Annotated in this window: 12 protein-coding genes; 5 read left to right on the plus strand and 7 right to left on the minus strand. The window is 73.1% G+C overall.

Going from position 1 to position 12,631, the window contains the following annotated elements:
* Positions 1-387, plus strand: coding sequence for a phage holin family protein (locus WBG79_RS27090; RefSeq protein WP_337360376.1), 387 nt, complete (start codon positions 1-3; stop codon positions 385-387).
* Positions 384-1,925 carry a DUF3618 domain-containing protein gene (locus WBG79_RS27095; protein WP_337360377.1) on the plus strand — a complete coding sequence of 514 codons (1,542 nt, stop codon included), beginning with the start codon at positions 384-386 and terminating at the stop codon, positions 1,923-1,925. The genes WBG79_RS27090 and WBG79_RS27095 overlap by 4 nt, the downstream gene beginning before the upstream one ends.
* A 76-nt stretch (positions 1,926-2,001) precedes the next feature.
* Here WBG79_RS27095 and WBG79_RS27100 read toward each other — a convergent pair whose 3' ends face one another.
* From WBG79_RS27100 to WBG79_RS27125, 6 genes are all read right to left on the minus strand, one after another.
* Positions 2,002-2,802, minus strand: a complete 801-nt coding sequence (locus WBG79_RS27100) for a TrmH family RNA methyltransferase (protein ID WP_337360378.1) — start codon at positions 2,800-2,802, stop codon at positions 2,002-2,004.
* Between the two features lie 27 nt (positions 2,803-2,829).
* Positions 2,830-3,783, minus strand: coding sequence for a lipid kinase (locus WBG79_RS27105; protein ID WP_337360379.1), 954 nt, complete (start codon positions 3,781-3,783; stop codon positions 2,830-2,832).
* Positions 3,780-4,457, minus strand: a complete 678-nt coding sequence (locus WBG79_RS27110) for an exopolysaccharide biosynthesis protein (protein WP_337360380.1) — start codon at positions 4,455-4,457, stop codon at positions 3,780-3,782. Before WBG79_RS27110 ends, WBG79_RS27105 begins: the two co-directional genes overlap by 4 nt.
* Before the next feature lie 442 nt (positions 4,458-4,899).
* Positions 4,900-5,589 carry a hypothetical protein gene (locus WBG79_RS27115; protein WP_337360381.1) on the minus strand — a complete coding sequence of 230 codons (690 nt, stop codon included), beginning with the start codon at positions 5,587-5,589 and terminating at the stop codon, positions 4,900-4,902.
* A gap of 331 nt (positions 5,590-5,920) precedes the next feature.
* Positions 5,921-7,600 carry a Na/Pi cotransporter family protein gene (locus WBG79_RS27120; protein WP_337360382.1) on the minus strand — a complete coding sequence of 560 codons (1,680 nt, stop codon included), beginning with the start codon at positions 7,598-7,600 and terminating at the stop codon, positions 5,921-5,923.
* 268 nt (positions 7,601-7,868) lie between these two features.
* A complete protein-coding gene (locus tag WBG79_RS27125) occupies positions 7,869-8,627 on the minus strand; it encodes a sulfotransferase family 2 domain-containing protein (RefSeq protein ID WP_337360383.1) in 759 nt (252 codons plus the stop codon).
* A 75-nt stretch (positions 8,628-8,702) separates the two neighbouring features.
* Between WBG79_RS27125 and eda the strand changes: the two genes are divergently transcribed.
* Both eda and WBG79_RS27135 read left to right on the plus strand, forming a co-directional pair.
* Positions 8,703-9,341: a bifunctional 4-hydroxy-2-oxoglutarate aldolase/2-dehydro-3-deoxy-phosphogluconate aldolase gene (gene eda / locus WBG79_RS27130; protein WP_337360384.1), complete on the plus strand. Its 639-nt coding sequence runs from the start codon at positions 8,703-8,705 to the stop codon at positions 9,339-9,341.
* 84 nt (positions 9,342-9,425) lie between these two features.
* On the plus strand, positions 9,426-10,160 hold the full coding sequence (locus WBG79_RS27135; protein WP_337360385.1) for a tellurite resistance TerB family protein: 735 nt from the start codon (positions 9,426-9,428) through the stop codon (positions 10,158-10,160).
* Between the two features lie 8 nt (positions 10,161-10,168).
* On the opposite strand, the gene WBG79_RS27140 is transcribed toward WBG79_RS27135, so the two are convergent.
* On the minus strand, positions 10,169-10,795 hold the full coding sequence (locus WBG79_RS27140) for a glutathione S-transferase family protein (RefSeq protein ID WP_337360386.1): 627 nt from the start codon (positions 10,793-10,795) through the stop codon (positions 10,169-10,171).
* Between the two features lie 131 nt (positions 10,796-10,926).
* Between WBG79_RS27140 and WBG79_RS27145 the strand changes: the two genes are divergently transcribed.
* Positions 10,927-12,612, plus strand: a complete 1,686-nt coding sequence (locus WBG79_RS27145) for an IlvD/Edd family dehydratase (RefSeq protein WP_337360387.1) — start codon at positions 10,927-10,929, stop codon at positions 12,610-12,612.
* Positions 12,613-12,631: the final 19 nt, after the last annotated feature.

Genomic DNA, 12,631 nt, shown 5'->3' on the forward strand with positions numbered 1-12,631 from the left:
ATGGACACCCAAAGGTCCGTGATCGACCTCTTCGGCGATCTCGTCGATCAGATGTCGACGCTGTTCCGCAAGGAGATCCAGCTCGCCAAGACGGAGATGACCGAGAAGGCGGGCCAGTTCGCCGGAGGCGCCGCCCAGGTCGGCGTCGGCGGCGTGCTGCTGCTGGCGGCGCTGCTCTTCTTCCTGCACGCGGTCGTGGCTTGGCTCGACTACGCAGGCCTCGATCCGCGATGGGGCTTCCTCATCGTCGCGATCCTGGTCGGCGCCGGCGGCTACCTCATGCTGAACCGCGGCAAGAACGAAATGAAGGCCACCAACCTCACCCCCGTTAGGACGACCGAGCAGCTGCAGCGCGATGCGGCCGTGGTCAAGGAGCAGGTCCGATGAGCAATATCGACGAGGCGGCCATGCGGGGCCGCACCAACGGCAGCCGCTCGAAGTCTTCCGACGAAATCGAGCGCGAGGTCGAGGACACCCGCTACCGGGTCCGCGAGACCCTCGACGAGCTGCGGGACCGCATGTCCCCCGGCCAGGTCGTCGACCAGCTGATGGACTACGCCCGCGGCTCGGGCGGCGGCGACTTCACCCGCAACCTCGGCCGCACGGTCCGCGACAACCCCCTGCCGGTCATGCTGATCGGCGCCGGCATCGCCTGGCTCATGGCCGGCGAGCGCCGCGGCGCGGCCCAGCCCGGTTACGTGGGCAGCTACGCCGGCTCCGAGCACGAACGCTGGGCGACGCCCGGCCCGCGCTCCTACCAGGACGCCCAGGGCTCCGGCATGGGCGGCATGATGGGCTCGGCCATGGACACCGCCGGCTCGGCCATGCACGCGGCCGGCGCGGCCATGGGCGGGGTCGGCTCCGGCGTGCGGTCCGCCGTCTCCGGGGCCGGCTCGGCCGTCTCCGGCGCGGCTTCGGGGATCGCCTCCGGCGCCCGCATGGCCGCCGATGCCGCTACCGCGACGGCCTCCGGCGTCGGCACGGTCGCGTCGACGGCCTATGACGTCGCCTCGTCGACCGCCTCCGGCGCGGCCTCGATCGTCTCGACGGCCTATGACGCCGTCACGGGCGTCGCCGGCGCGGTCCGGGATGCGGTCGTCGGCACCGCTCGCGGCCTCTCGGACGGCGCGCACATGGTCGCCGACCGGGCCGGCGGCATGGCGGGCCAGGCGGGCGAGTACGCCGGCTCGGCCACCGACATGGCCGGCGAGTGGGCCGAGAGCGGTCGCTACGCGGCCCGTCGCGTCGGCCGCCAGGCCGGCCGCATGGGCTCGAACCTGCAGCACGTCATGGAGGAGCAGCCGCTGATCATGGGCGCCATCGGCCTCGCGGTCGGCGCCGCCCTCGGCGCTGCCCTGCCCAACACCCGGGCCGAGAACCGCCTCTTCGGCGAGACCGCCGACCGCCTGCGCGACCAGGCCATGGACGTCGCCGCCGAACAGGCCGAGAGGGCCCGGCAGGCGGCGCGCGAGACCGCGTCCGACTGGGCCGAACGGGCCGAGGAGACGATCTCGTCGGTCGGCGAGAAGGTGGCCTCGACCATGGACAGCATGGTGGGCGCCGGCTCGGAGCCGTCCGGGCAACCGGGCCAGTCCGGCCAGCCGCGGACCGGATCCGGCACCGCCGGTTCCTCCTCGCCGACGTCCGGGAGCTCGGCCGGCCAGTACGGCCAGACGGGAGGAACGGGCGCGCCGCGGACCGGCACCACCAGCGCCTCCACGACGGGCTCCGCCTCGCCCGGCTCGTCGACCACGGGCTCCGGCCCGACCGGCTCCTCGGGCGCCGGCCCCTCCGGCGCGGGCACGTCCGGCGGCGTCACCTCGACGCCGAAGACCGGCACCCAGTCCGCCTCCGGCTCGACCGAGCTCGGCGACGACTGGCGCCCGAAGGTGAACAACCCGGGCAGCGGCTCGCGCAACACCTGACCGCGCCCGCGCGGCATCCGATAGGCAGCGGCCCCGCCCCTCGGCGGGGCCGTTTCCGTGAAAGCTCTCCACCCGTTCAGGCCCGCCGACGGGTCGCGTGATGCAGCACGATGCCGGACGTCGTCGCCACGTTGAGGCTGTCGAAGCCGCCCGCCATGGGGATGCGGAGCGTCGTCATCCGCGCCATCAGGTCCGGCGCGAGCCCGGGCCCTTCCGCTCCCAGGAACAGCGCCACACGGGCCGGCGGCCGCCAGTCGGCCACGTCGGTCTCCCCGCCCGGCGACAGCGCCGCAGCCCGGAAGCCCGCCGCCTCCACGAGCGCGAGCGGATCCTGCCCGCGCCCGAGCCGCGCCGTCGGCACCAGGAGCGCGCCGCCGACCGAGACCCGGATCGCCTTGCGGTAGAGCGGGTCGCAGCAGTCGGCGTCGACCAGGACCGCCGCCGCGCCGAAGGCCGCCGCGTTCCGGAAGATCCCGCCCATGTTGTCGTGGTTTGCGATCCCGCAGAGGACGAGCACGACCGCCGGCCCGGAGAGCCCGGCCAGGAGCGCGCCGCCCTCGTGCGTCGCCCGGCGCCGCCCCAGAGCCAGGATGCCCCGGTGCAGCGGGAAGCCCGCGATCCTCTCGAGCACCGGCTGGGGCGCGACATGCACCGGAACGCCGTCGAGAGCCTCCAGCACGTCCCGAAGTCCCGCCGCCCGGTTCTCGGCGATGAGCACCGACACCGGCTCGACCTCCGCGGCCCGCGCCAGCACCCGCAGGACGACCTCGCCCTCCGCCACGAAGAGCCCTTCGCGGCCGACCATGTCTCGCTCGCGGATGTCTCGGAAGGCGGCGATGCGCGGATCGTCAGGGTCGTCGATGCGGATCGGGGTCATGCCCCTCTGTAGCGCGGCCCGGCGCCGTCAGGAAACCCGGCTCGCCACGGCCGCCGCCGCGCCGAGCCCCGCCGTCGCGGGCTCGGCCGGGGTGAAGACCGTCACGGCCCCCGGATGCACCCGGAACCGGGCCGGCGTGAAGGTGACGAGCTCCCCGTCCGTGTTGATCGGCCGCGGCTTGCGGGTGCGGATCTCGAAGTTGGTGTCGCGCGCCGTGCGCACCTCGCTCCACAGCCCGTGCCGCCCGGCCCGGAAGCCGCGGGCGAGCAGGGCCAGCTTCCAGACGGCCGAGAATTCCAGGCTGTAGAGGTCGAGATGGTGGTCGTCGATGCGTGCCTCCTCGGCCACCGCGTTGCCGCCACCGTAGTAGCGCCCGTTGCCGACCGCGATCTGCAGCGTCTTCACCGTCTTCGACCCGTCCTGGTCGACGATCTCCGCCGTGAAGGGCCGCGCGCGAAGGAGCACCCGCGCCGCCGCGATCGCGTAGGAGAGCCGGCCCCAGCGCCGCTTGTGTTCGCGCGTCAGCGTTCCGGCGAGTTCCGCGCTGAGGCCGAGGCTCGCCACGTTGAAGAAGAGATGGCCGTTGACGTCGCCCACGTCGATGGCCCGCGCATGACCGCCCGCGATCACCGCGGCGGCGGCGGCGAGGTCAGTGGGCAGCCCGAGCGTGCGCGCGAGGTCGTTGGCCGTGCCGACCGGCAGGATGCCGAGCGGCAGCCCCGTTTCGACGAGCCCCTGGGCCGCGGCGTTGAGGGTGCCGTCGCCCCCCGCCGCGATCACCGCCTCGACGTCGCCCCGGCATTCCCGGATCACCGGGGTCACTTCCGTCGGCGAACGCGTGCGCACGGAGACGAGCTGCACGCCGGCCTCGTCGAGCCGCTCCAGGGCGTCCGTCAGCGGCCCGGCACCGCCCCGGCTCATCGGGTTGACGAGCAGCAGCGCCCGCCGCGGCCGGCGCGGATGTCCGGCCTGCAGGGTCATGACCGGAGCCACCCGAAGGCGAAGTCGAGGATCTCGGCGCCGGCGAAGACCAGCGCGGCCGTCCAGGCGAGCGCCAGGACGGTGAGGAGCGAGCCGATCACGATGGCGAGCCCGTCGCGCGCGATGAGCCCGAGCGCGAAGACCATGAGGGCGAGCGCCGGCATGAAGTTGCCGAGCGGGATCGGCAGGGTGATCGCGGCCCCGAGCGCGGCGAGCGGCAGGACCAGCACGATCCGCGCGGTCCGCCCGGACAGGGGCGTCCAGCGCCGCGGCTTCAGCCGGAGCTCCAGCCAGGCGAGCCAGGGCAGGACGCGGTCGAGGAAGCGCCGGAGCGTCGGCATCGGGATCTGCGCGCGGCGCATGAAGCCGGGCAGCCAGAGTCGGCGCGCGCCGGTCAGAAGTTGCAGCGACAGGAACACGATGACCGTGCCGAACACCATGCCGAGCGGGCCCGGGATGGGAATGAGCACGATCAGCGTGATGAGCAGGAGCGCCAGCCCGAAGCCGGCCTGGCCCATCCGGTCGACGATCTCGCCGAGGGGAATCCGGTCGCTCTCGAGCCCGTTGACGATGGCGGCGAGGCGGCCGGACGCCTGCGCGCGCGGCACCGCGACCGGGGGGAGTTCGGCGGCGGCGGAACGGGGGGTGAGATCGAGCGTCCGATCGGTATCCATGGATCCTGGAAATGCCTTTTCGTGGATGGATGCGCCCCGGCCGTACCGTTAGGAGATGGTCGTCCGGCCCGAGCTTTCAAGAGCCTGACCGCCGAGGCTCCTGCATGGGAACCCGCCCGGCCCGCCCCCGGTTCCTCACGCCGACAGTCGAGCCGACCCCGTCCAACCTGGAGAGCATTCTTGAAGATCCTGCTACCCGACGCCTCGGGGCTGATCGGCTCCGCCGCGCTCGCGAGGCTGCTCTCAGCCGGACATGCAGCCGTCCCGCTGTTGCGCCATGCCGCAGCCGCCCGCTCGGGGCCGAGGCGGCCTTCGCGGCGGTGCCCGGCATCCTGTGCTGTTGACCGCCTGCCCGGACCGTCCCTTTGCCCTTCCCCTGACGCGAAAGACCCCGCCGGTTTGGCGGGGCCCCTCGGTCTCGTCCATGGGCTCGCAAGGCCGGTCAGTACACCGCCACATAGGCGATGCTCGGATCCCGCCAGGCCCCGTGCACATGGCACTGCACGTTGCGGTGGAACCGCATGCCCGGGCCCGGATAGCGATGGAAATGGCACCAGCCGATCTCCGATCCGTACCAGTAGGCCGGCAGGACCACGACGTCGTAGGAGAGGCCCGGCCGCCAGCGCTTCCAACGCCGATGGTCGCGATCCCGGTCATGGTGATCGCGGTCGCGGATCACCACGTCCCGGTTGCGGTTCCGGTCACGGTCCCGCTCGGCGCGGCGGCGCTGATCCTCCAGCTCCCGCTGGGTCCGACGGTCTTCGCTTTCGCGCATGGTGCGCCGGGTGTCGGTGTCGCGCTGGACGCGGCGGTCGTTGTCCTCGCGGTCGCGCTGGATGCGCCGCTCCACGGTGGGCTGTCGCCCGTCGACGCCGTCGCGCATGGACCGGCGGACATCGTTGTCGCGCTGCTGAGGCTCGCGGAAGCCGCGGTTGTCGTTGCCGCGGTCGAAGGACCGTTCGTTGCCGCGATCGACGTTCCCGGACCCCCGGTCGATGTTCCGTCCGCCGCCGGAATCGTTCCTGTCCATCTGCGGCAACTTCATGTCGTCCCTTTCCCGCTGGGCCGAGGCGGGCCCCGCGGCGAAGACGACGACGGCGGCCGCCGCCATGGTGAGAGCGATGGATCTCATGAGCCGATGTCCTTCTTCTTCTTCGGCTGCCGGCGGGATCCGCCGGTCACGCACACTGAACGCCCCCACGGCGATGCCTCTATATGAGACGATGCTTGACAACGAACAACAGCCCCCTTCCGTTCCCGTCAGGTTCCGGACGAAACTCCGTCTCACGTGATCCCGACAGCGACGCCAGGGCGCTCGCCGGCATGACGCCGGTGAGCCGCCTGGAGCTTGGCCGAAAAGGGGGGCGGGAACATGGTCGCTGCACTGCACCGCGGCGTCGTGTCCGGCCTTGGCGACGGCGGCCGGGTCCGCCTTCGCGCTCTTCGCCGTCTCTCGCCGCCGCTCAGGCGGCGTTCGGCGCGGCCGGGCCCGGCGGTGCCCCGCTGTCGCGCAGGCGGCTCGCCGTCAGGTCCCCGTGCGCGTCCAGGATCGGCTGCGCCACCGAGGCCACATGGGCGTTGATGCGCTTCAGGTCGCGCAGGATGTCGAGGTGGAGCGAACTCGTCCGGAGGCTTTCCAGGCGCCCGGCGCGAAGCCGCTCGAAATGGCGCTCCGCCGACACCTTCTCGAGACGGCGGATCTCCACCTTGGCGGCGAAGAGGCTGCGGGCGAGCGCCAGGTCGCGGCTGACGAAGAGGCTCTGGGCGCGCCGGAAGTTGTCGAGGGTCGCCTCGTGCAGGGCGACGATCTCCGCCGACCCGTCCGTCGAGAGCTGCAGGCCGTTGCGGATCTTCTTCGAAACCGCGCCGGCGAGCCCCTTTTCGACGATGTCGCCGATATGCTCGAGGTTGACCACGTAGTCGATGATCTCCGCCGCACGCGCCTGACCGGCCTCGTCGAGCGACTCCGGGTCGAGCCGGGCGATGTACAGCTTGACGGCCTGCTGCAGCCGGTCGACCTCGTCGTCGAGCCGGGCGATGTCCTCGAGGAGGTCCGCGTCGTCGACCCGGAACGCCTCGAAGCTGCGCACCAGCATGGATTCCACGAGGTCGCCGACGCGCAAGGTCTCGCGCGCCGCGCAGCCGAGCGCGGCGGCCGGCGTGTCGAGCACCGTGTCGTCCAGGTAGCGCGGCCCCGACCGCGAGGCGGGCGGCTCCGGCACGAGGCTCGCGGTGGCGCGCGCGATGGCGCCGATGAAGGGCCACGCGACGACGGTCAGGGCCAGGCTGAAGGCGAGGTGCGCGTCGACCGCCAGCCGCTCTGGCTGGCCCGTGACGGCCAGGATCGCGTCCGTGGCCGGCCCGAGCAGCGGCAGGAGCACCAGCGCGCCCGCCGCCCTGGTCCCCAGGTTGCCGATGGTCAGCCGCCGCGCCGCCGCGCTCTGCCCGAGGGTCGCCACGACAGGCGGAACCGCGCCGCCCACGTTGGCGCCCAGCACCAAAGCCAGCACCAGCGGCGGCTCCAGGCCGCCGGCCGTCGCCATGGACAGGACGAGGAGCACGACCGCCAGGCTCGACGACGCCAGGAAGGCCAGGATGCCGCCGGACAGGAAGGCGAGGACCGGCGCCTCGGCGAGCGCGCCGAGCACGCTGCGGATCACCTCGGAGTGGCGCAGGGGCTCGGTGGCGGTGCCGAGGAGCCGCAGGGCGAGGAGCATCAGCCCGAGGCCGACGATCGCCTGCCCGAGCCCGCGACGGCGCCCGCTGCCGCCAGTGGCCGCCACGACCCCGGCGAACACCAGGAAGGGCGCGAGCCCCTCCAAGCCGACCGCCAGCACCTTGGCGACGATCGCCGTGCCGATATTGGCGCCCAGCATGACCGCCTGCGCGCTCGCGCCGGAGAGGATGTCGCGCCCCGCGAAGGCCCCGGCGATGAGCGCGGTCGCGGTGCTCGACTGCAGCGCCAGCGTCACCCCGATGCCGGCCAGGAGCGCCCCGATCCGTCGACGCGTCCAAAGGGCCAGCCCGTGCCGGAGCCGGTCGCCGAACGCCGCCGAGACGCCCGACTTCACCGTCCGGAGCCCCCACAGGAGGAGCGCCGAGGCGCCGAGCAGGTCGACGAGCACGAGGGTCGGCGCGGACATGGTGGAACTCCAGGCGACCGGGCCGAGACCGGCGGTAGCGCGCGAAACCGTCGCGCCGGCGCAGCGAAACCCGAACGCATCCGAAACAGCAAGGACTGCGGATCGGTTCCCGTCGGGGATCATTCCAGATGACGAAACGGCTGTCCAGACAGGCCGAAATCAAATAGCCGGCAAGTCTCCGGCCGCACGCGGCCCGAAACCGTGCGGCGCCGGTGCGATTTCGAATCAGCAGGTTATTCCCGGTGCTTGACGGATCGGGGCCGCCCCCTCACGCGACCGTCGGACCGGCCTCGCCGGCGGGCTCGGGCGCCTCCCGTCCGGGGTAGAAGAGGCGGAAGTCGTCGGCGTAGCGGACGCGCACCCGGTCGACCAGGCGACCGTCGGCGAAGAGGCGCTGCACGTCCGACCGGTCGCGCCGGCGGACGTTCTTCTGCGGCAGCGATCCGAGATCGGTCCCCGTCCGCTCGAGCACCGCCGCCCTCACCCGCTCCCAGTCCGTGCCGATCGTCTCCATCCGCCCGACGAGGCTCGGCACGACGCGCCCGCGCGCCGAGACGATCGAGGCCTGGCTGCGGAAATGCAGGTCCGCCGCCCGGTCCGGGATGCGCGCGACCCGCTCGACGAAGTCGCCGAACTCCATCCCGCGCCGGAAGCCGAGCCGGTCTAGATTGGGCAGGATCGCGGCCGGCCGGGCGATCATGTCCGACCAGCAGGAGACCAGCCGGTCGAACGGATCGCGCACGATCGTGAAGCAGAGATGGTCGCCGTAGCGTCCGAGCACCTCCGCCCCCGACACGATGCGGCCGTCCACCGCCCCGTCACCCCGCCAGAAGCTGTCCTTGTTGGGCGGCGGCGCGGGACCGGCGGTCCGGTCGACATGATCCGCGAGCAGGCTGCGCACCGCCGTGTTGGCCACCTTCGGCACCCGCGCGTAGACGAGCCTCAGCCGCGGCACCACGACGAAGTGGGCCTCGCGGCCGGGCAGGAAGCTGGTGAGCCAGGAGGCCAGGACGGGAGCGAAGGACACGAGTCTCTGTCTAGTCCCGGGCCCGGCCGGTGAAAAGGGTTCCCTCCGCGGCCCCGATCGGCTATCCCGGCTGGCATGACCCAGGACATCGCCACCCTCGACGCCATCGTGGCCCGCGCCCCCGTGATTCCGGTCCTCGTCTTCGAGGATCCGGAGAGCGCCGTCGCGATCGGCCGCGCCCTCGTGGCCGGCGGCCTGCCGGCCCTGGAGATCACCCTGCGCACCCCCGCCGCCCTCGACTGCATCCGCGCTTGCCGCACCATCGAGGGCGCCGTCGTCGGGGCCGGCACGGTCTTGGACGCCGGTCAGATGGAAGCGGCGGTCTCGGCGGGGGCCAACTTCCTGGTCTCCCCCGGCGCCTCCCCGCGGCTGATGGATGCGGCCGCCTCCGCGCGCGCCCCCCTGCTCCCGGGCGTCGCCACGGCCGGGGAGGCCATGACCCTGATGGAGCGCGGCTACCGCCGCATGAAGTTCTTCCCCGCCGAGCCGGCCGGCGGCGCCGAATACCTGAAAGCCCTGGCCTCGCCCCTGCCGCAGGTGAAGTTCTGCCCGACGGGCGGCGTCACGCTCGAGAAGGCGCCGAAATACCTCGCCCTGCCGAACGTCATGTGCGTCGGCGGCTCCTGGGTGGTGCCGGCCGACGCCGTCAAGGCGCGCGACTGGGGCCGGATCGAGACCCTCGCCCGCGAGGCGGCGGCCCTCGCCCGGGGCTGAGGTTTCTCACGCTCTTCCCCTAGCCTGTCGTGAATGCGAAGCTTCGCCCAAGCGCGCCCGCCCGAGGCGCACAGGGAGGCTCACATGTTCGACGCCAAGAAGCTGCTGGATGCGCTCGTCGGCCCCGAGGGCGCGCAGCGCGCCGACCAGGTGCTCGGCCGCGGCCTCGACGCGGCGCGCCGCGGGGCGACCGACGTCTTCGGCAACGAGGCGGTCGACCGCGCCCAGGACTACGTCAAGGGCAATGCCGAGACCCTGATCGCCGGCGCGGCGGGCGGCCTTCTGGGCCTGCTGGTCGGCACGAAGACGGGCCGCAGCGTGGCCGGCGCCGGGCTGAAGCTCGGCACCCTCGCCGCCGTCGGGGGCCTCGCCTGGAAGGCCTACCAGAACTGGCAGGCGAGCCAGCCCGGCGCCGCCGGCACCGGCCCCGACGCGCCGGCCGCCCTGCCCGAGTCCGACCAGCAGGCGCTCGCCCGGACCCTCATCGTCGCCATGATCGCCGCCGCCAAGGCGGACGGCATCATCGACCCGAAGGAGTACCGCACCATCGCGGGCAAGGCCGCGGAGGCGGGCATCGACCCGGAGGCGAGCGCCTTCCTGGAGGCCGAGATGTCCTCGCCCCTCGACATCGAGAAGGTCGTGGCCGGCGCCACCTCCCCGGAGATCGCCACCCAGATCTACGCCGCCTCCTGCCTCGCGATCGCGCCCGACAAGAATTCCGAGATCGCCTACCTGGCCGAACTCGCCGGCAAGCTCGGCCTCGACCCGGCGCTCCGGGCCGAGATCGACCGTCGCGTCGCCGAGGCGCGCACGGCCTGACGGCTGCCTCACGTCGGCGGGATGAAGGGCTGCTGGATCTCCTGGAACACGGGCAGGGCCTCGGCACGGCCGCAGTGCTCGTCGAGTTCGGGGAAGACCGACCAGTCGACCAGCCCGGGATGGGCCTCGCGTACGAAGCGCAGCGCCGCCGCGACCGCGATGTCGGCGTGACCGATCGCCTCTCCGAACCACCACCGCGTCCGCCGCGCCCCGCGGTCGTCCTCGAGCGTCGCCATGGCGCCCAGGATTTGGGCCCGGCAACGCTGCACCCAGACCTCTGAGGCCGGGTCGTGCAGCCGTCTCTCGTAAAAGAGCGACACCGCCTTGTCGGCGATGCCGGTGCCGAGCGCCGCGACCTTGAGGGCCCGGCGCCGCAGCGGCTCCTCCCGCGGGAAGAGCGCCCGGCCCGCCGGCACCGACCCGTCCAGCCAGTCCAGGATGGCATGGCTCTCGATCAGCACGTCGCCGTCGTCGAGCACGAGCGCCGGGACCCGCCCGAGCGGGTTGTACTGACGCACCTTGTCGGCGTCCCCGAAGGTCGACCAGGGCTTGTGCTCGAAGTCGAGCCCCGCGAGCCGGAGCGCGATCCCGACGCGCCGCACGAAGGGGGAGTCGTATTGCCCGATCAGCATCATGCCGGTCACCTCCTGGTCGTGCCCGAGCTTAGCGGCTCGGATCGCCTCCGCGAAGCGCCTGCCCTGCGCCCTTGTCTCGCCGCGGCCGGACGCCTATCGATGTCGTTCGGCGGCGCCAGGAGGGGGACGGCATGGCGAAGGGCTTGCGCAAGGGACTGACCTCCTACGGCGATCCGGGCTTCTCGCTCTTCCTGCGCAAGGCCTTCATCAAGGCCGCCGGCTTCTCGGACGACGCGCTCGACCGCCCCATCGTCGGCATCACCAACACCTTCAGCGACTACAACCCCTGCCACGGCAACGTGCCCCGCCTGATCGAGGCGGTGAAGCGCGGCGTCCTCCTGGCCGGCGGGCTCCCGATGGAGTTCCCGACCATCTCGATCCACGAGTCCTTCGCCGACCCGACCAGCATGTACCTTCGCAACCTGATGGCGCTCGACACCGAGGAGATGATCCGCGCCCAGCCCATGGACGCCGTCGTCCTCGTCGGCGGCTGCGACAAGACCGTGCCGGCCCAGCTGATGGCCGCCGCCAGCGTCGACCTGCCCGCGATCCAGCTGATCACCGGCCCGATGCTGGTCGGCCACCACAAGGGCGAGGTGCTCGGCGCCTGCACGGACTGCCGCCGGCTCTGGGGCGAGCACCGCGCCGGCCGCCTCGGCGCCGACGAGATCGAGACCGTCTCCGGCCGCCTCGCCCCCACCGAGGGCACCTGCATGGTCATGGGCACGGCGAGCACCATGGGCTGCCTCGCCGAGGCGCTCGGCCTCGCCCTGCCCCACAGCGGCTCGATCCCGGCCACCCACGCCGACCGCATCCGGGCCGCCGAGGCGAGCGGCCGGCGCGCCGTAGCCCTGGCCGCCGGCGGCCCCCGGCCATCCGACCTCCTCACCGAGGCGGCGTTCCGCAACGCCATGGTGGTGCTGCAGGCGATCGGCGGCTCGACCAACGGCCTCGTCCACCTCGCCGCCATCGCCCGCCGCCGCGGCCTGTCGCTCGACCTCGAGACCTTCGACCGCATCGGCCGCGAGGTGCCGGTCCTGGTCGACCTGAAGCCGAGCGGCTCGCACTACATGGAGCACTTCCACTGGGCCGGCGGCGTTCCCCGCCTTCTCCGGGAACTGCGCGAGCACCTGGCCCTCGGGGCGCCGACGGTCGCCGGCCTGACCATCGGCGAGATCGCCGGGACCCCCGTCGAGGACACCCGCCAGACCATCATCCGCTCGCGCGCCGACCCGGTTCGCCCGGACGGCGGCATGGCGGTCCTGCGCGGGACGCTGGCGCCCGGCGGCGCGGTCATCAAGCACGCCGCCGCCACCCCCGGCCTCCTCGTCCACGAAGGCCGGGCGGTCGTGTTCGACAGCGTGCCGGACCTCGTCGCCCGCATCGACGATCCCGACCTGGACGTGACCGCCGACGACGTGCTCGTGCTCCGCAACGCCGGCCCGAAAGGCGCGCCCGGCATGCCCGAGGCCGGCTACCTGCCGATCCCGCAGAAGCTCGCCCGCGCGGGCGTGAAGGACATGGTCCGCATCTCGGACGCCCGGATGAGCGGCACGGCCTTCGGCACCATCGTGCTGCACGTCACCCCGGAGGCCGCCCTCGGCTCCCCGCTCGCCCTCGTGCGCACCGGCGACCGGATCCGTCTCGACGTTCCCGCCCGCCGCATCGACCTCCTCGTCGACGAGGCGGAGCTGGCCGCGCGCGCGGCGCTCTGGAGCCCTCCCGCGCACCTCTCCGAGCCGGCCCGCGGCTATCGGGCTCTCTACCTGCGCAGCGTGCTGCAGGCCGACGAGGGCTGCGACTTCGACTTCTGCTGACTGGCCGCCGGCTTGCCGT

Origin of the sequence: Prosthecomicrobium sp. N25 (assembly GCF_037203705.1) — a bacterium.
Taxonomy (GTDB): Bacteria; Pseudomonadota; Alphaproteobacteria; order Rhizobiales; family Ancalomicrobiaceae; genus Prosthecodimorpha.